Source organism: Geobacillus sp. FSL K6-0789 (assembly GCF_038593135.1).
Taxonomy (GTDB): Bacteria; Bacillota; Bacilli; order Bacillales; family Anoxybacillaceae; genus Geobacillus; species Geobacillus stearothermophilus.
Window position 1 is genome coordinate 1,139,773 of record NZ_CP151966.1, and the last position, 19,360, is coordinate 1,159,132.

Annotated in this window: 18 protein-coding genes; all 18 read left to right on the forward strand. The window is 55.1% G+C overall.

The annotated features are described in order from the left end of the window. The first annotated feature begins 44 nt into the window (after positions 1-44). Positions 45-767: a UMP kinase gene (gene pyrH / locus NSQ51_RS06035; protein WP_033008098.1), complete on the forward strand. Its 723-nt coding sequence runs from the start codon at positions 45-47 to the stop codon at positions 765-767. Between the two features lie 2 nt (positions 768-769). Then, positions 770-1,327, forward strand: a complete 558-nt coding sequence (frr, locus tag NSQ51_RS06040) for a ribosome recycling factor (protein ID WP_033008096.1) — start codon at positions 770-772, stop codon at positions 1,325-1,327. Positions 1,328-1,409: 82 nt separating this feature from the next. Continuing rightward, on the forward strand, positions 1,410-2,183 hold the full coding sequence (locus NSQ51_RS06045; RefSeq protein ID WP_033016874.1) for an isoprenyl transferase: 774 nt from the start codon (positions 1,410-1,412) through the stop codon (positions 2,181-2,183). After that, a complete protein-coding gene (locus tag NSQ51_RS06050) occupies positions 2,180-2,974 on the forward strand; it encodes a phosphatidate cytidylyltransferase (RefSeq protein WP_049624612.1) in 795 nt (264 codons plus the stop codon). Before NSQ51_RS06045 ends, NSQ51_RS06050 begins: the two co-directional genes overlap by 4 nt. A 20-nt stretch (positions 2,975-2,994) precedes the next feature. Next, positions 2,995-4,143: a 1-deoxy-D-xylulose-5-phosphate reductoisomerase gene (gene dxr / locus NSQ51_RS06055; RefSeq protein ID WP_047819265.1), complete on the forward strand. Its 1,149-nt coding sequence runs from the start codon at positions 2,995-2,997 to the stop codon at positions 4,141-4,143. A 2-nt stretch (positions 4,144-4,145) separates the two neighbouring features. Continuing rightward, positions 4,146-5,411 (forward strand): RIP metalloprotease RseP, encoded by a 1,266-nt coding sequence (rseP, locus tag NSQ51_RS06060; protein WP_171697966.1) that lies wholly within the window; start codon positions 4,146-4,148, stop codon positions 5,409-5,411. A gap of 24 nt (positions 5,412-5,435) precedes the next feature. Then, complete coding sequence (locus NSQ51_RS06065; protein WP_047818151.1) at positions 5,436-7,139, forward strand: proline--tRNA ligase; 1,704 nt, start codon at positions 5,436-5,438, stop codon at positions 7,137-7,139. A 105-nt stretch (positions 7,140-7,244) separates the two neighbouring features. Continuing rightward, a complete protein-coding gene (locus NSQ51_RS06070; RefSeq protein WP_033016851.1) occupies positions 7,245-11,549 on the forward strand; it encodes a PolC-type DNA polymerase III in 4,305 nt (1,434 codons plus the stop codon). 203 nt (positions 11,550-11,752) lie between these two features. Beyond that, positions 11,753-12,226 carry a ribosome maturation factor RimP gene (rimP, locus tag NSQ51_RS06075; RefSeq protein WP_033008087.1) on the forward strand — a complete coding sequence of 158 codons (474 nt, stop codon included), beginning with the start codon at positions 11,753-11,755 and terminating at the stop codon, positions 12,224-12,226. A gap of 24 nt (positions 12,227-12,250) precedes the next feature. Then, positions 12,251-13,402, forward strand: coding sequence for a transcription termination factor NusA (gene nusA, locus NSQ51_RS06080; protein ID WP_033016849.1), 1,152 nt, complete (start codon positions 12,251-12,253; stop codon positions 13,400-13,402). A 12-nt stretch (positions 13,403-13,414) separates the two neighbouring features. Then, positions 13,415-13,699: a YlxR family protein gene (locus NSQ51_RS06085; RefSeq protein ID WP_033016843.1), complete on the forward strand. Its 285-nt coding sequence runs from the start codon at positions 13,415-13,417 to the stop codon at positions 13,697-13,699. Further along, positions 13,696-14,013: a YlxQ family RNA-binding protein gene (locus NSQ51_RS06090; protein WP_033008083.1), complete on the forward strand. Its 318-nt coding sequence runs from the start codon at positions 13,696-13,698 to the stop codon at positions 14,011-14,013. The genes NSQ51_RS06085 and NSQ51_RS06090 overlap by 4 nt, the downstream gene beginning before the upstream one ends. Positions 14,014-14,017: 4 nt before the next feature. Beyond that, positions 14,018-16,243, forward strand: coding sequence for a translation initiation factor IF-2 (infB, locus tag NSQ51_RS06095; protein WP_033016841.1), 2,226 nt, complete (start codon positions 14,018-14,020; stop codon positions 16,241-16,243). Continuing rightward, a complete protein-coding gene (locus tag NSQ51_RS06100; RefSeq protein WP_033008081.1) occupies positions 16,240-16,518 on the forward strand; it encodes a DUF503 family protein in 279 nt (92 codons plus the stop codon). Before infB ends, NSQ51_RS06100 begins: the two co-directional genes overlap by 4 nt. A 16-nt stretch (positions 16,519-16,534) precedes the next feature. Further along, a complete protein-coding gene (gene rbfA / locus NSQ51_RS06105; protein ID WP_033008079.1) occupies positions 16,535-16,921 on the forward strand; it encodes a 30S ribosome-binding factor RbfA in 387 nt (128 codons plus the stop codon). 55 nt (positions 16,922-16,976) lie between these two features. Continuing rightward, positions 16,977-17,885: a tRNA pseudouridine(55) synthase TruB gene (gene truB, locus NSQ51_RS06110; RefSeq protein WP_033008077.1), complete on the forward strand. Its 909-nt coding sequence runs from the start codon at positions 16,977-16,979 to the stop codon at positions 17,883-17,885. Positions 17,886-17,921: 36 nt separating this feature from the next. Further along, positions 17,922-18,908 carry a bifunctional riboflavin kinase/FAD synthetase gene (ribF, locus tag NSQ51_RS06115; protein ID WP_121649911.1) on the forward strand — a complete coding sequence of 329 codons (987 nt, stop codon included), beginning with the start codon at positions 17,922-17,924 and terminating at the stop codon, positions 18,906-18,908. Positions 18,909-18,995: 87 nt separating this feature from the next. Next, positions 18,996-19,265 (forward strand): 30S ribosomal protein S15, encoded by a 270-nt coding sequence (gene rpsO, locus NSQ51_RS06120; protein ID WP_033016867.1) that lies wholly within the window; start codon positions 18,996-18,998, stop codon positions 19,263-19,265. Positions 19,266-19,360 lie beyond the last annotated feature (95 nt).

Consider the following 19,360-nt stretch of genomic DNA (forward strand, 5'->3'; position numbering starts at 1 on the left):
GTGTTCCCTGTTTTTCAAAGCGATTTGCATCATGGAGGTCGGACATGGAACAGCCAAAATATCGACGTGTCGTATTAAAATTAAGCGGGGAAGCGCTCGCCGGAAAGCAAGGGTTTGGCATTCAGCCGGCGGTGATCCAGTCGATCGCCAGACAAGTGAAAGAAGTGGCTGAGCTTGGCGTGGAAATCGCCATCGTGGTCGGCGGCGGCAACATTTGGCGCGGAAAAACGGGAAGCGAAATGGGGATGGACCGGGCGACAGCCGATTATATGGGGATGTTGGCGACGGTGATGAACTCGCTTGCCCTGCAGGACAGCCTCGAGCAGCTCGGCGTCGAGACGCGGGTGCAGACGTCGATTGAAATGCGGCAAGTCGCCGAGCCATACATCCGCCGGCGGGCGATCCGCCATCTTGAGAAAAAGCGGGTCGTCATTTTTGCTGCCGGCACGGGCAACCCGTATTTTTCGACCGATACGACGGCGGCCTTGCGGGCGGCGGAAATTGAAGCGGACGTCATTTTAATGGCGAAAAACAACGTCGACGGCGTCTACAGCGCCGATCCGAACGTTGACGCCAACGCTGTTAAGTACGACGAGCTGTCGTACTTGGACGTCATCAAGCAAGGGCTTGGCGTCATGGATTCGACTGCTTCATCGCTTTGCATGGACAACAACATTCCGCTTATCGTCTTTTCAATCATGGAAGAAGGCAACATTAAACGCGCTGTCTTAGGCGAAAACATCGGAACGATCGTAAGGGGGAAATAACGATGGCAAAGCAAGTGATTCAACAGGCGAAAGAAAAAATGGATAAGGCCGTGCAAGCATTCACCCGCGAGCTGGCAAGCATTCGCGCCGGACGGGCGAACGCCGGGCTGCTCGAAAAAGTGACGGTTGATTATTACGGCGTCCAAACGCCGATCAACCAGCTTGCTTCGATCAGCGTGCCGGAAGCGCGCCTGCTCGTCATCCAGCCGTACGACAAATCGGTCATCAAAGAGATGGAAAAAGCGATTTTAGCATCGGATTTAGGGTTGACGCCATCAAACGACGGATCGGTCATCCGCCTTGTCATTCCGCCGTTGACGGAAGAGCGGCGCCGTGAGCTGGCCAAGCTTGTCAAAAAATATTCGGAAGATGCGAAAGTCGCGGTTCGCAACATCCGCCGCGACGCGAACGACGAGCTGAAAAAGCTCGAGAAAAACGGCGAAATTACGGAAGACGAACTTCGCAGCTACACTGATGATGTGCAAAAACTGACCGATGACCATATCGCCAAAATCGACGCCATCACAAAAGAGAAAGAGAAAGAAGTTATGGAAGTATAGGCAAAACGATGCAAACCCTCTATGTTGATGGAGGGTTTTTTTGCTATAATGGAAAGGCAAAACATGTTGTCGGAGGACTCGTATGTTTAATAAAATCCGAAAAGCGAAGCGGGAAGATGCCCCGCTGACAAAAGAGGATGTGCTTGGCCATCCGATTCCGAACCATGTTGCCATCATTATGGATGGGAACGGGAGATGGGCAAAAAAACGGGCGCTGCCGAGGGTGGCCGGCCATTACGAAGGCATGCAAGTCGTGCGCAAAATCACCCGTTTTGCCAATGAGCTTGGGATCGAAATTTTATCGCTTTACGCGTTTTCGACGGAAAACTGGAAACGGCCGAAAACGGAAGTCGACTATTTAATGAAGCTGCCGGAACAGTTTTTGACGACGTTTCTTCCCGAGCTCGTCGCCGAAAATGTCAAAGTCCAAGTGATCGGTCATACGGAGGCGTTGCCCGATCATACGCGCCGGGCAGTTGAGCAAGCGATTCACGAAACGAGCGGCAACACCGGCTTAATTTTAAACTTTGCGCTCAATTACGGAAGCCGGGCGGAGATTGCCGCCGCTGTAAAGCGGATCGCTGAGGATGTCGAGCGCGGGGTGCTCGCGCCGGACGATATTACGGAGCCGCTCATTTCCTCATACTTGATGACGAACGGCCTGAAAGATCCGGACTTGCTCATTCGCACAAGCGGAGAGATCCGCCTGAGCAATTTCATGCTTTGGCAATTGGCGTATACGGAACTTTGGTTTACGGATGTCTTATGGCCGGATTTTACGGAGCAACATTTTCTAGAGGCGATCGCTGCCTACCAGCGCCGCGACCGCCGGTTTGGAGGAGTGTCAGCGCGATGAAGCAGCGAATCATCACCGGAGTCATAGCGGCGGCGCTCTTTTTGCCGATTGTTATTTTTGGCGGATTTCCGTTTATAATAGTAACATATATATTGGCCACGGTCGGACTGTTTGAGCTGCTGCGGATGAAAGGGATGTCCCCGTTGTCTTTCGCTGGGGCCGCCGGGTTTGCCGCCCTTTGGCTCCTGCTTGTTCCCGCTCTTTACGGCCAAGAATGGCTGGCGTCCGGGACGACAAAGTTCGGTGTGCTGGCCGCGCTCGCTTTTTTGCTGCTTGTCGGCACCGTCGTGACAAAAAATGCGCTGACGTTTGATGAGGCAGCATTTGTCGTGCTGGCGGTTTTGTATGTTGGCGTCGGGTTTTTCTGCTTCGCCGCGATCCGCTTGGCCGGCTTGGCGTACTTCGTCTACGCGCTGTTTGTCATTTGGGCGACCGACATCGGAGCGTATTTTCTCGGCCGCGCGTTCGGCCGGCGCAAGCTATGGCCGGAAATCAGCCCGAATAAGACAGTCGAAGGCGCCATTGGCGGCGTCGTCTGCGCTGTTGTCATCGCGGCCGTTTACGAATGGGCAGTCGGCCCGTTCGGCAGCCTTGGCGCAGCTGTGGGGATTGCGCTTTTGCTTTCGATGTTCGGCCAGCTTGGCGACTTGGTCGAGTCCGCTTTCAAACGCCATTACGGCGTGAAGGATTCGGGGGCGATTTTGCCGGGGCATGGCGGCATTTTGGACCGGTTCGACAGTCTGCTGTTTGTGCTGCCGCTCTTATACATATTCATCGAAGCAGTACGATAAGCGGATGAGGAGTGAAAATGTTGAAATATATTAGTATATTAGGGGCGAGCGGATCGATCGGCCAGCAAACGCTCGATGTCATGCGCGCTCATCCGGACAAGTTTCGTCTGGCGGCGGCATCGGTTGGGAAAAATGTGGAAGCGGCAAGAAAGCTGATTGCTGAGTTTTCCCCTGTTCTTGTCGCTGTCACCGACCGAGACGCTTACGAAGTGCTTCGCTGCGAGTACAGCGGGCGGACTGCAGTCGTGTACGGAGAGGAAGGGTTGGTGGAGGCGGCTATTTGCCCGCAGGCGGACGTCGTTGTCACCGCCGTCGTCGGCAGCGTCGGCCTCGTGCCGACATTAAAAGCGATTGAAGCCGGGAAGACGATCGCTCTCGCCAATAAAGAGACGCTTGTCGTTGCCGGGCATCTTGTCACGGCGGCAGCCAAGCGGCGCGGTGTGCCGCTGTTGCCGGTTGACAGCGAGCATTCCGCCATTTTTCAATGCTTGCAAGGGGAAAAGCGTGAACACGTGGAGAAGCTGATTCTGACCGCGTCGGGCGGGAGCTTTCGCGATCGGACGCGCGAAGAGCTCGCTCATGTGACGGTCGAAGAAGCGCTTCGCCATCCGAATTGGTCGATGGGGGCGAAAATTACGATTGATTCCGCCACAATGATGAACAAAGGGTTTGAAGTCATTGAAGCGCATTGGCTGTTTGGGCTGCCGTATGAGCGGATCGAGGTCGTGCTGCACCGAGAAAGCGTCATCCATTCGCTCGTCGAGTTTCGCGACACGAGCATCTTAGCCCAGTTGGGCACGCCGGATATGCGCATCCCGATTCAATACGCGCTCGCCTATCCGGAGCGGCTGCCGCTTGCGGCGGCCAAGCCGCTCGATTTGGCTGCGCTTGGGGCGCTCCATTTCGCCCCGGTCGATTTTGACCGTTACCGCTGCCTCCGCTTTGCCTATGAAGCTGGAAAACGCGGCGGCTCGCTGCCGACGGTGTTGAATGCCGCCAATGAGGAAGCGGTGGCGGCGTTTTTAGCCGGACGCATTCCGTTTTTGGCCATCGAGGAGTGGATCGAGCGCGCTCTTGAGCGCCATCAGCCGGTGGACGATCCGCAGCTTGAAGAGATTCGCGAAATTGACGCGGATGTGCGCGCTTATGTCCGCTCACTATTAGCATAAAGGTGGTTGAAACGTTGGAATCGATTATTTCGTTTATTGTTGTCTTCGGCGCTCTCGTCTTTTTTCACGAGCTCGGGCATTTGCTGCTGGCCAAACGGGCCGGCATTTTGTGCCGCGAGTTTGCCATCGGGTTCGGACCGAAAGTGTTTTCGTTTAAGAAAAGCGAAACGGTGTATACGATCCGGCTTTTGCCGCTTGGCGGTTTCGTCCGCATGGCCGGCGAAGACCCGGAAACGATCGAGCTGAAGCGCGGGCAAGTCGTCGGTCTTTTGCTTGACAGTGAAGGACGGGTGGAAAAAATCGTCCTCAACCATAAGGACGATTATCCGAACATTCGGGTCGTTGAGGTGGAAGACGCTGATTTGGAGCATGGCATGTATGTCACCGGCTATGCCGACGGCGAGCGGCTGGAGCGGTTTGCGGTGAAAGAACCGGCGTTTTTTGTCGTCGACCGCCAAGAAATTCAAATCGCCCCGTACCACCGCCAATTTGCGGCAAAAACGCTCGGGCAGCGGACGATGACGATTTTGGCCGGCCCGCTCGCCAACTTTCTATTGGCCGTCCTCGTCTTTATCATCATCGGCCTTTTGCAAGGCTACCCGGTCGATAAGCCGGTCATCGGCGAGCTGACGCCGGATGGAGCGGCGCGCGCGGCGGGGTTGAAGCAAGGGGATGAGGTCATCGCCATCAACGGCGAACGGATGGAAACGTGGACGGAAATCGTCAACACGATTCGCGCTCATCCAGAGGAGCCGCTGGAGTTTCAAATTGAGCGGAACGGGAAAGACATGAGCGTGACCGTCACCCCGGAAGCGAAAACGATTCAAGGGGAGACGATCGGCTTAATCGGCGTCTATCAGCCGATGGAAAAATCGGTGTTCGGCTCCGTAAAGCAAGGGCTGGTCGAGACGTATTACTGGACGAGGGAAATTGCAACAGGGCTCGTTCAATTGATCACCGGCCAGTTTCAGCTTGACATGCTGTCAGGCCCGGTCGGCATCGCTGTATCGACTGGCAAGGTGGCGGAGTCCGGGATCTACTACTTGATGAAATGGGGAGCGATTTTAAGCATCAACCTCGGGATTGTCAACTTGTTGCCATTGCCGGCGCTAGACGGCGGGCGGCTCCTCTTTTTCGCCATTGAAGCCGTGCGCGGCAAGCCGGTCGACCGGCAAAAAGAAGGAATGGTCCATTTTATCGGTTTCGCCTTGCTTATGTTGCTGATGCTTGTCGTCACATGGAACGACATTCAAAAATTTTTCCTATAAAGAGAGAGAATGAGGTGGCTGTGAATGAGACAAAGTCAAGCGTTTATTCCGACATTGCGCGAAGTGCCGGCGGACGCGGAAGTGAAAAGCCATCAGCTGCTGCTGCGGGCCGGCTTCATCCGCCAGAGCGCGAGCGGAGTCTACACGTTTTTGCCGCTCGGGCAACGCGTGCTGCAAAAGATTGAAGCGATCATCCGTGAGGAGATGAACCGCATCGGCGGCATGGAACTGCTGATGCCGGCGCTGCAGCCGGCCGAGCTTTGGCAGCAGTCCGGCCGTTGGTATTCGTACGGACCGGAGTTGATGCGCTTAAAAGACCGGCACGAGCGCGATTTCGCCCTTGGGCCGACGCATGAGGAAATGATCACGGCGATCGTCCGCGATGAAGTGAAAACGTACAAGCGGCTGCCGCTTGTGTTGTACCAAATCCAAACGAAATTCCGCGATGAAAAGCGCCCGCGCTTCGGACTGCTGCGCGGCCGTGAATTCATGATGAAAGACGCCTATTCGTTCCATACGTCAAAAGAAAGTTTGGATGAAACGTACAACGACATGTATAACGCCTATTCGAACATTTTCCGCCGCTGCGGCTTAAACTTCCGCGCCGTCATCGCGGATTCGGGGGCGATCGGCGGCAAAGATACGCACGAGTTCATGGTGCTCTCGGACATTGGCGAAGATACGATCGCCTATTCCGACGCGTCCGACTATGCCGCCAACATTGAAATGGCGCCGGTTGTGACCACGTACGAGAAAAGTAGCGAGCCGCCGGCTGAATTGAAAAAAGTGGCGACGCCGGGGCAAAAAACGATTGATGAAGTCGCTTCCTACTTACAAGTTTCGCCGGAGCGCTGCATCAAGTCGCTTTTGTTCAATGTCGATGGCCGGTACGTGCTTGTTCTTGTCCGCGGCGACCACGAGGCGAACGAGGTGAAAGTGAAAAATGTGCTCGACGCCACCGTCGTGGAGCTGGCGACGCCGGAAGAAACAGAACGGGTGATGGGGGCGCCGGTCGGCTCGCTCGGTCCGATCGGTGTCAGCGAAGCGGTCATGGTGATCGCGGACCATGCTGTTGCTGCCATCGTCAACGGTGTTTGCGGCGCGAATGAGGAAGGCTACCATTACATCGGCGTCAACCCGGACCGCGATTTTGCCGTCAGTCAATACGCCGACTTGCGCTTTGTCCAAGAGGGCGACCCGTCTCCGGACGGCAAAGGGACGATCCGCTTCGCTCGCGGCATTGAAGTCGGGCACGTGTTCAAGCTTGGCACGAAATACAGTGAGGCAATGAACGCCGTGTACTTGGATGAAAACGGCCAAACGAAGACGATGATCATGGGCTGCTACGGCATCGGCGTCTCCAGGCTGGTGGCGGCGATTGCCGAGCAGTTTGCCGATGAAAACGGGCTCGTCTGGCCGGCTTCGGTGGCGCCGTTTCATATCCATTTGCTGACAGCGAACGCGAAAAGCGACGAGCAGCGAGCGTTGGCGGAGGAATGGTACGAAAAATTGGGACAGGCAGGATTTGAAGTGTTATATGATGACCGCCCGGAGCGGGCCGGAGTCAAGTTTGCCGACAGCGATTTGATCGGCATTCCGGTTCGCGTCACCGTCGGCAAGCGGGCGGGCGAAGGCATCGTCGAAGTGAAAGTGCGAAAAACAGGCGAGACGTTTGACGTGCCGGTGGGCGAATTGACCGATACGGTGCGCCGCCTCTTGCAAGGGTGAACGAACGGCGCCGGCGAAAAAGAACGAGTTTCTTTTCCGTCGGCGCTTTTTGGCGTTTGTATGGTATGATTAGAAAGAGAAACGATTTCGTTGAGAGGGGAAATCATGGCCACGAAAGAACAAAAAGAGCGGTTTTTCGTTTTGCTTGAGCAACTGAAGATGACGTCGGATGAATGGATGCCGTATTTCCGTGATGCGTTCATTCGCAAAGTCGTGATTGATAAAGAAGAAAAAAGCTGGCATTTCTATTTTCAGTTCGCCAACGTGCTGCCGGCCGAGGTGTACAAATCGTTTACGGACCGCTTGGCGGCTGCTTTCCGCCATATCGCTGCCATCCGGTATACGATTGATGTCGAATCGCCGCGCGTAACGGAAGACGATGTGCGGGCGTACTGGCCGCTTTGCCTCGCCGAGCTGCAAGAAGGCGTCTCGCCGCTTGTCGATTTGCTGAGCCGGCAGACGCCGGCGGTGAAAGGGAACAAGCTCGTTGTCACCGCCCGCCACGAGGCGGAGGCGCTGGCTGTCAAACGGCGGTTTGCGCAAAAAATCGCCGCGATTTACGCGTCGTTCGGTTTTCCGCCGTTTCAGCTGGAAGTCGACGTGCAACCGGCTGAGCAGGAAATGGAGCAGTTTTTGGCGCAAAAGCAGCAAGAAGATGAAGAGCGGGCGTTGGCGGTGCTGACCGATATGGCAAAAGAAGAGGAAAAGGCAGCAGCGGCTTCTCCATCCGGCCCGCTCGTCATCGGCTACCCGATCCGCGACGAGGAGCCAGTGCGTCCGCTTGAGACGATCGTTGAGGAAGAACGGCGCGTTGTGGTGCAAGGGTATGTGTTTGACGCTGAGGTGAGCGAGCTCAAAAGCGGCCGCACGCTGTTGACCATGAAAATCACCGATTACACGAACTCGATTTTAGTCAAAATGTTCTCGCGCGACAAAGAGGACGCCGAGCTCATGAGCGGCGTCAAAAAAGGCATGTGGGTGAAAGTGCGCGGCAGCGTGCAAAACGACACATTCGTCCGCGATTTGGTCATCATCGCCAACGATTTGAACGAAATCGCTGCAAACGAACGGCAAGATACAGCGCCCGAAGGGGAAAAGAGGGTCGAGCTCCATTTGCATACCCCGATGAGCCAAATGGACGCGGTTACCTCGGTGACAAAACTCATCGAACAAGCGAAAAAATGGGGTCATCCGGCGATCGCCGTCACCGACCATGCCGTTGTTCAGTCGTTTCCGGAGGCCTACAGCGCGGCGAAAAAACACGGCATGAAGGTCATTTACGGCCTTGAGGCGTACATCGTCGACGATGGCGTGCCGATCGCCTACAATGAAACGCACCGCCGTCTTTCGGAGGAGACATACGTCGTCTTTGACGTTGAAACGACCGGGCTGTCGGCTGTGTACAATACGATCATTGAGCTGGCGGCCGTCAAAATCAAAGACGGCGAGATCATCGACCGGTTTATGTCCTTTGCCAATCCGGGACATCCGCTGTCCGTGACGACGATGGAATTGACCGGAATCACGGACGAAATGGTGAAAGACGCTCCGCAGCCGGATGAGGTGCTGGCCCGTTTTGTTGACTGGATTGGCGATGCGACGCTTGTGGCCCATAACGCCAGCTTTGACATCGGGTTTTTAAACGCAGGCCTCGCCCGCATGGGACGCGGCAAGCTCACCAATCCGGTCATTGACACGCTTGAACTCGCCCGCTTTTTGTATCCGGATTTGAAAAACCACCGGCTGAACACGCTTTGCAAAAAGTTCGACATTGAACTGACCCAGCACCACCGCGCCATCTACGACGCGGAGGCAACCGGGCATTTGCTTATGCGGCTATTGAAGGAAGCGGAAGAGCGCAGCATACTGTTTCATGACGAATTAAACAGCCGCACGCACAGCGATGCGTCGTACCGCCTGGCGCGCCCGTTCCATGCGACGCTGTTGGCGCAAAACGACATCGGGCTGAAAAACTTGTTCAAGCTCGTCTCGCTGTCGCACATCGATTATTTTCACCGCGTGCCGCGCATCCCGCGCTCCGTGCTGGTCAAGCATCGTGAAGGGCTGCTCGTTGGCTCGGGCTGCGACAAAGGCGAGCTGTTTGACAACTTGATCCAAAAGGCGCCGGAGGAAGTCGAAGACATCGCCCGCTTTTACGATTTTCTTGAGGTGCATCCGCCCGAGGTGTACAAGCCGCTCATTGAAATGGATTACGTCAAAGATGAAGAGATGATCCAAAACATCATCCGCAGCATCGTCGCCCTTGGCGAAAAGCTCAACATTCCGGTCGTCGCCACCGGCAACGTCCATTATTTAAATCCGGAGGACAAAATTTACCGGAAAATTTTAATCCATTCGCAAGGCGGGGCGAACCCGCTCAACCGGCATGAGCTGCCGGATGTGTATTTCCGCACGACGAACGAAATGCTGGATTGCTTCTCGTTTTTAGGGCCGGAAAAAGCGAAAGAAATCGTCGTCGACAACACACAAAAAATCGCTTCGTTAATCGGTGAAGTGAAGCCGATCAAGGATGAGCTGTACACGCCGCGCATCGAAGGGGCGGACGAGGAAATCAAGGAAATGAGCTACCGGCGGGCGAAAGAAATTTACGGAGACCCGCTGCCGAAACTTGTTGAGGAGCGGCTTGAAAAAGAGCTGAAGAGCATTATCGGCCACGGATTTGCCGTCATTTACTTAATTTCGCATAAGCTCGTCAAAAAGTCGCTCGATGACGGCTACCTTGTCGGGTCGCGCGGCTCGGTCGGCTCATCGTTTGTCGCGACGATGACGGAAATTACCGAGGTGAACCCGCTGCCGCCGCATTACGTCTGCCCGAACTGCAAACATTCCGAGTTTTTTAATGACGGTTCGGTCGGGTCGGGCTTTGACTTGCCGGATCAAAACTGCCCGCAATGCGGGACGAAATACAAAAAAGACGGGCATGACATCCCGTTTGAGACGTTCCTTGGCTTTAAAGGCGACAAAGTGCCGGATATCGATTTGAACTTCTCCGGCGAGTACCAGCCGCGCGCCCACAACTATACGAAAGTGCTGTTTGGCGAAGACAACGTCTACCGCGCCGGAACGATCGGCACGGTCGCCGACAAAACGGCGTACGGGTTTGTGAAAGGCTATGCGAGCGACCATAACTTAGAGCTGCGCGGCGCGGAAATCGACCGTCTGGCGGCCGGCTGCACCGGAGTGAAGCGGACGACTGGGCAGCACCCTGGAGGCATTATCGTCGTTCCCGATTATATGGAAATTTACGACTTTACGCCGATCCAATATCCAGCCGATGATACGTCATCGGAATGGCGGACGACCCATTTTGACTTCCACTCGATTCATGACAATTTATTGAAGCTCGATATTCTTGGGCACGACGATCCGACGGTCATCCGCATGCTGCAAGATTTAAGCGGCATCGATCCGAAAACGATCCCGACCGACGACCCGGACGTGATGGGCATTTTCAGCAGCACCGAGCCGCTTGGCGTTACGCCGGAGCAAATTATGTGCAACGTCGGCACGATCGGCATCCCGGAATTCGGCACGCGCTTTGTCCGGCAAATGCTCGAAGAAACGAAGCCGAAAACATTTTCCGAGCTCGTGCAAATTTCCGGTTTGTCGCACGGCACCGATGTATGGCTTGGCAACGCGCAAGAACTCATTCAAAATGGCACGTGCACGCTTTCTGAGGTGATCGGCTGCCGCGACGACATTATGGTCTATCTCATTTACCGCGGGCTTGAGCCGTCGCTGGCGTTTAAAATTATGGAATCGGTGCGCAAAGGGAAAGGATTGACGCCGGAATTTGAGGCGGAGATGCGCAAGCATAACGTGCCGGAATGGTACATCGACTCGTGCAAAAAAATCAAATACATGTTCCCGAAAGCGCACGCGGCGGCCTACGTGTTGATGGCGGTGCGCATCGCCTACTTTAAGGTGCACCATCCGCTTTTGTATTACGCGTCGTACTTTACGGTGCGGGCGGAGGACTTTGACCTTGATGCCATGATCAAAGGATCAGCCGCCATTCGCAAGCGGATTGAGGAAATCAACGCCAAAGGCATTCAGGCGACGGCGAAAGAGAAAAGCTTGCTCACGGTGCTGGAAGTGGCGCTGGAAATGTGCGAGCGCGGCTTTTCCTTTAAAAATATCGACTTGTACCGCTCGCAGGCGACCGAATTTGTCATTGACGGCAACTCGCTTATTCCGCCGTTTAACGCCATCCCGGGGCTCGGGACGAACGTGGCGCAAAACATTGTGCGCGCCCGCGAAGAAGGGGAGTTTTTGTCAAAAGAAGATTTGCAGCAGCGCGGCAAAGTGTCGAAAACGCTGCTTGAGTATCTCGAAAGCCGCGGCTGCCTCGACTCGCTTCCGGATCATAACCAGCTGTCCTTGTTCTGACGGACGGTTTTTCGTTGCAATATATTTCCCAATGTGTTATAGTTTTAGTGGAATTGGCAAAGATAATGGCAAACAAAGAGTGGGGAAACCCACTCTTTCGTCTTGAATGAGCATCGGTCTTTCCGTCTTTCGTTCATTCCCGCCTTGTGCAGGGGATTTTCTCATTATGCAGCATGCAGCCTTGCCCAGTAAGGAGGAACACGATGAGCAAAAAAGTGACAGAAACGGTTGAACAGCTTGTCGCGCCGATTTTGGACGAAATGGGGCTCGAGCTGGTGGACATCGAGTATGTGAAAGAAGGAAAAAACTGGTTTTTGCGCGTCTTTATTGATTCAGACACCGGCGTGGACATTGAACAGTGCGGCGTCGTCAGTGAAAGGCTAAGCGAAAAGCTCGACGAGGTCGACCCGATTCCGCACAACTATTTTTTAGAAGTGTCATCGCCGGGAGCGGAGCGGCCGTTAAAAAATGAAAAAGATTTTGTAAGAGCAATTGGGAAAAATGTATATATCAAAACATACGAGCCGATTGCAGGAGAAAAGCAGTTTGAAGGGGAATTGACCGCTTTTGACGGGACGACCGTGACGCTGTCGGTCAAAGACCGCGGGCGGCAAAAAACGGTCGCCATTCCGTATGAAAAAGTGGCGAGCGCTAGATTAGCCGTCATTTTCTCTTAATGATAAAAGGGGGATTTTCGTTTCATGAACACGCAGTTGCTTGAGGCGTTAGCCGATCTGATGCGGGAAAAAGGCATCAGCAAAGAAGTGATTATGGAAGCCATTGAAGCGGCGCTCGTTTCCGCGTACAAGCGCAATTTCGGCCAAGCGCAAAACGTGCGCGTCGATTTAAATATGGAAACAGGGACGATCCGCGTGCTCGCCCGCAAAGACGTCGTCGAAGAGGTGACCGATCCGCGTCTTGAAATTTCGCTTGAGGAGGCGCAGCGGATCAATCCGAACTATCAAATCGGCGATGTCGTCGAATTGGAAGTGACGCCGCGCGATTTCGGGCGCATCGCTGCGCAAACAGCGAAACAAGTCGTGACCCAGCGCGTGCGTGAAGCGGAGCGGAGCATCATCTACGCCGAATTTGTCGACCGCGAAGAGGACATTATGACCGGCATCGTCCAGCGCATTGACCCGCGTTTTGTCTATGTCAGCCTCGGCAAGGCGGAGGCGCTTTTGCCGGCGAACGAACAAATGCCGAATGAAACGTACAAACCGCACGATCGGCTGAAAGTGTACATTACGAAAGTGGAAAAGACGACAAAAGGGCCGCAAATTTTCGTCTCCCGCACTCATCCGGGCTTGCTGAAGCGGCTGTTTGAGCTTGAGGTGCCGGAAATTTACGACGGGACGGTTGAAATCAAGTCGATCGCCCGCGAAGCCGGCGATCGTTCCAAAATTTCCGTCCATTCCGACAATCCGGAAGTCGATCCGGTTGGCGCCTGCGTCGGGCCAAAAGGGCAGCGCGTCCAGGCGATCGTCGACGAGCTGAACGGGGAAAAAATTGATATCGTCCGCTGGTCGGCCGACCCGGTGGAGTTTGTCGCCAATGCGTTAAGCCCAGCGAAAGTGCTGCGCGTCATCGTCAATGAAGAGCAAAGGGCGACGACCGTCATCGTTCCGGACTACCAGCTGTCGCTCGCTATCGGCAAACGCGGGCAAAACGCGCGGCTGGCGGCAAAATTGACCGGCTGGAAAATCGATATTAAAAGCGAGTCCGAGGCGCGGGACATGGGCATTGATCCGTATGCGCCATCCACTTCGCTTGATTTCAACGGCGCGGCGGCCGATAATGAAAATAGTGATGAGAACGTCCAATCATTCGATGCATCGGCGGAAATCGAGTGAGGGGGAATAGAAATGGCAGCGCAAAAGAAAATTCCGTTGCGCAAATGCGTCGTCACTGGAGAGATGAAGCCAAAGCGGGAAATGGTGCGCATCGTCCGCTCCAAAGAAGGAGAGGTGTCGATCGACCCGACCGGCAAAAAAGCGGGGCGGGGCGCGTATATTACCCTTGACCCGGATTGCATTTTACAGGCGAAAAAGAAAAACATTTTGGCCCGCCATTTAAAAGCCGACATCGCCGACTCGCTCTATGACGAGCTGCTTGCTTTGGCGAAAAAGGAGAAACAGGCAGGACAATGAAACAGAACCGCTGGGCATCGCTGTTAGGGTTGGCGCAGCGGGCCGGAAAAGTCGTTTCCGGAGAGGGACTTGTCGTCAAGGAAGTGCAACGGGGCAGGGCGCGGCTCGTGTTGCTTTCGGAAGATGCGTCGGCCAACACGGAAAAAAAAGTGACGGATAAATGTGCGTTTTATGGCGTCCCGCTTTGCAAAGTGCCGGACCGGTATGTGCTGGGCGGCGCGATCGGCAAAGACGCCCGCGTCGTCGTCGCCGTCACCGACGAAGGGTTCGCGCGCCAATTGCAAACGATGCTCGACCGATCTTTATGGGGGTGACTGTATGTCAAAAATGCGTGTGTACGAATATGCGAAAAAACAGAACGTGCCAAGCAAGGACGTTATTCATAAATTGAAAGAAATGAACATTGAAGTAAACAATCATATGGCCATGCTCGAGGCCGATGTCGTCGAAAAGCTTGACCATCAATACCGCCCAAAGGCCGAAAAGAAAACCGAAACCAAAAATGAAAAGAAAGCGGAAAAGAAAACCGACAAGCCGAAGCGGCCGATGCCGGCGAAGACGGCCGATTTCTCGGATGAGGAAATTTTTGACGATGTAAAAGAAGCGGCCAAGCCGGCCAAGAAAAAAGGGGCGGCGAAAGGGAAAGAAACAAAACGAACGGAGGCGCAGCAGCAAGAAAAGAAAGCGTTCCAAGCGGCGAAGAAGAAAGGAAAAGGGCCGGCGAAAGGGAAAAAACAAGCGGCTCCGGCCGCGAAGCAGGTGCCGCAGCCGGCGAAAAAAGAAAAAGAGCTGCCGAAGAAAATTACGTTCGAGGGTTCGCTCACCGTGGCCGAGCTGGCGAAAAAATTGGGCCGCGAGCCGTCGGAAATTATTAAAAAGCTGTTTATGCTTGGCGTGATGGCGACGATCAACCAAGACTTGGACAAAGATGCGATCGAGCTCATCTGCTCCGACTACGGCGTTGAAGTGGAAGAAAAGGTGACCATTGACGAAACGAACTTTGAAGCGATTGAAATTGCCGATGCTCCGGAAGACCTGGTTGAACGGCCGCCGGTTGTCACGATCATGGGGCACGTCGACCATGGGAAAACGACGCTTCTTGATGCGATCCGCCATTCGAAAGTGACTGAGCAAGAAGCGGGCGGCATTACGCAGCACATCGGCGCTTACCAAGTCACCGTCAATGACAAAAAAATTACGTTCCTCGATACACCAGGCCATGAAGCGTTTACGACGATGCGGGCGCGCGGCGCGCAAGTGACCGATATCGTCATCCTTGTCGTCGCAGCCGATGACGGGGTCATGCCGCAGACGGTTGAGGCGATCAACCATGCCAAGGCGGCAAACGTGCCGATCATCGTCGCCATTAACAAAATGGATAAACCGGAAGCGAACCCGGACCGCGTCATGCAAGAGTTGATGGAGTACAACCTCGTTCCGGAAGAATGGGGCGGCGATACGATTTTCTGCAAGCTGTCAGCGAAAACGAAAGAGGGCCTCGATCATCTGTTGGAAATGATTTTGCTTGTCAGCGAGATGGAAGAATTAAAAGCCAATCCGAACCGGCGCGCGGTCGGAACGGTCATTGAAGCGAAGCTCGACAAAGGGCGCGGCCCGGTGGCGACGCTGCTCGTTCAAGCCGGCACGCTCAAAGTCGGCGATCCGATCGTCGTCGGCACGACGTACGGGCGTGTGCGGGCGATGGTCAATGACAGCGGGCGGCGCGTCAAGGAAGCGGGGCCGTCGATGCCGGTGGAAATTACCGGGCTGCACGACGTGCCGCAAGCCGGCGACCGTTTCATGGTGTTTGAGGATGAGAAAAAGGCGCGGCAAATCGGGGAAGCGCGGGCGCAGCGGCAGCTGCAGGAGCAGCGGAGCGTGAAAACGCGCGTCAGCCTCGACGATTTGTTTGAACAAATCAAGCAAGGCGAAATGAAAGAGCTGAACTTGATCGTCAAAGCCGATGTTCAAGGATCGGTTGAGGCGCTGGTTGCCGCCTTGCAAAAAATCGATGTCGAAGGCGTGCGGGTGAAAATCATCCATGCGGCGGTCGGCGCCATCACCGAATCGGATATTTCACTGGCGACGGCATCGAACGCTATCGTCATTGGCTTTAACGTCCGCCCGGATGCGAATGCGAAGCGCGCCGCTGAATCGGAAAAAGTCGACATCCGCCTCCATCGCATCATTTACAACGTCATTGAGGAAATTGAAGCGGCGATGAAAGGGATGCTCGACCCGGAATACGAAGAGAAAGTCATCGGCCAAGCGGAAGTGCGGCAAACGTTCAAAGTGTCCAAAGTTGGCACGATCGCCGGCTGCTATGTCACCGACGGCAAAATCACCCGCGACAGCAAAGTGCGCCTCATCCGCCAAGGCATCGTCGTGTACGAAGGCGAAATCGATTCGCTCAAACGGTATAAAGACGATGTGCGCGAAGTGGCGCAAGGATATGAGTGCGGCTTGACGATCAAAAACTTCAATGACATTAAAGAAGGGGACGTTATTGAAGCGTACGTCATGCAGGAAGTGGCTCGGGCATGATCGGCTTTGCCGCATGCGAATGTCTCATTTATAACGCCCGCTCGCTGAAGGACAAACGGGCCGTCCTGCAGCGGGTGCTGACAAGGATTCGGCAAAAGTACAACGTCTCTGTGGCTGAACTCGATTATCAAGACGCATGGCAGCGGGCGAAAATCGGCCTTGTCGCCATCGCGTCGAGCCGAATGGCGGCTGAGCGGGAACTCGAGCGGGCCTTGGCCTTGATCGATTCGTTCCCCGAGTTGGAGCGGGCGTCCACATCATTTGAGTGGTTGTAAACCGAGGTGATGGATGATGAACATACGGGCAACTCGCGTTGGCGAGCAAATGAAAAAAGAGTTGAGCGACATTATCGGCCGCAAGCTGAAAGACCCGCGCATCGGTTTCGTCACCGTCACCGATGTGCGCGTCACCGGCGATTTGCAGCAAGCGAAAGTGTACATTAGCGTCTTAGGCGATGACGAGCAGCGGGAGAACACGCTGAAAGCACTGGAAAAGGCGAAAGGATTCATCCGTTCGGAAATCGGGCAGCGCATTCGCCTGCGCAAAACGCCGGAAATTTTGTTTGAGATCGATGAAACGATGGAATACGGCAGCCGCATTGAGCGGCTGATCCGCGAAATTTCCGACGGCGACCGCCGCCGGCCGGAAGAGGCGGAGGATGGTCCAAACAATGGATAGACGAACCGTCTATCCATTTCCGTTGCGCGAGTATAGACAGGGAAAGGGTGCGCCGATGGACGGGGTATTGCTGCTCAACAAACCAAAAGGAATAACGTCGCACGACTGTGTGGCAAAGGTGCGCCGCCTGCTTGGGGTAAAAAAAGTTGGCCATACCGGCACGCTCGATCCAAACGTGTCCGGCGTCCTGCCGCTTTGCCTTGGCAAAGCGACGCGCATTGCGGAATTTCTTACCGGAGCGACGAAAACGTACGAAGGGGAAGTGACGCTCGGTGCAGCGACGACGACCGAAGACGCCGACGGTGACGTCGTTGCCGTCCGGCCGGTCGAGCGGCCGATTGCGCGGGTGGAAATCGAAGCCGTTTTCCGCCGCCTTATCGGGGAAATCGAGCAAACGCCGCCCATGTATTCGGCGGTGAAAGTCGGCGGCAAAAAGCTGTATGAATATGCGCGCGCCGGCATCGAGGTGGAGCGCCCGACGCGGCGCGTGACGATTTACGAGCTCGAGCTGCTCGATGATCGCGAGCAGTTTGCCGGGGAGACGGTGTCATTTCGCTTTCGCGTCACATGCAGCAAAGGCACGTATGTCCGCACGCTCGCAGTGACGGTCGGCGAGCAGCTCGGCTATCCGGCTCATATGTCCGATCTCATCCGCACAGCGTCCGGCCCGTTTCGGCTTGAAGATTGTGTGACGCTGGAAGAAGTCGAGCGCCGGGCGGCCGACGGAACGGCCGCCGCCTTGCTCATTCCGATCGAGCAAGCGCTTTTTCATTTGCCGAAATATGAAATCAATGATAAAGTAGCAGAGAAAGTAAAAAACGGGGCGCTGCTCCGGCTTCCCGCCTTTTTGCATGCGCTTGACGGGCCGGTCGTGCTCGTGACGCCCGAGCGGGAGGCGCTGGCCCTGTATGTAAAGCATCCGGCGCGCCCGGGCTTGATGAAACCGCTCAAAGTGTTTCGTTGACGCCGGGCGAAGCGCGGAAAAAAAGTAAGGTGGGTTATGGACATGGAAACGATATTTCTTTCGCATCCGCATCGCTTTGAGCGCCAGGCGCTTCCCCCGGCGGTGATGGCGCTCGGCTATTTTGACGGCATTCACCTTGGCCACCAAAAAGTGATCCGGACGGCGGTCGAGATTGCGAATGAACGCGGATACGAAAGCGCGGTGATGACGTTTCATCCTCATCCGTCCGTCGTGCTTGGCAAACAACCTGAGCTTCGTCTCATTACCCCGCTTAACAAAAAAGAGCAGTTGGTTGCGGCGCTTGGCGTGAATCGACTGTATATCGTCGAATTTACACCGGCGTTCGCCAACCTGCCGCCGGAGCAGTTTGCCGATCAATATTTGGATGGGTTTCATGTCAAGCACGTCGTCGCCGGTTTTGATTTCACTTATGGCCGGTTCGGAAAAGGGACGATGGAGACGATGCCGCTTCATGCGCGCGGCCGCTTTGGGCAAACCGTTGTTCCAAAGCTGGCCGTCGACGGGGAAAAGGTGAGTTCGACAAGGGTGCGGAAGCTCATTGAAGAAGGGGCGGTCGATCAGCTCCCCCGCCTCCTCGGCCGTTTTTATGACATCGAAGGGACGGTTGTCGCCGGGGAGCAGCGCGGGCGGACGATCGGGTTCCCGACGGCCAACATTGCGTTAAATGGCGACTATCTATTGCCGGCGGTCGGCGTTTACGCCGTCAAAGCGACCGTTGGCGGCCGGACGTACGAAGGGGTGGCGAACATCGGCTACAAACCGACGTTCCATGCGGCGCGCGAAGGGTTGCCGAGCGTGGAAGTGCATTTGTTTGCGTTCGCGCGCGACATTTACGGGGAAACGGTGACGGTTGAGTGGCACCGCCGCCTGCGGAGCGAGCGCAAGTTTGCCGGCGTCGCCGAGCTGGCGGCGCAAATTGCCCGCGACAAGGAAGAAGCAAAACAGTATTTCCGGCGTTTGGACGAAAAGACTTGCATTTTGCCGGAAAAAGAGGTATTCTAATCAGTGTATGCGAACCGTTGCTTGGCCAGGCGACTCACCGACGCCCGCTCGGCAACCGGGGATCGAAGACTAGGGAGGTGAACCATGATGGCATTGACGCAAGAGCGCAAACGCGAAATCATCGAACAATTCAAAGTCCATGAGAACGACACCGGTTCTCCGGAAGTGCAAATTGCGATTTTGACAGAGCAAATCAACAATTTGAATGAGCATTTGCGCGTCCATAAAAAAGACCATCATTCTCGGCGCGGCCTGCTGAAAATGGTCGGGAAACGCCGCCGGCTGTTGGCCTACTTGCGCAATAAAGATGTGGCGCGCTACCGTGAAATAGTTGAGAAACTTGGATTACGTCGATAAAAAAGCGGGAGCATTCCCGCTTTTTTGCTAGTTTATAGGCGCCGTTTGCGCGGCGATGATACAATAGCGCCAATTCGTCTATACTAATCATCAGC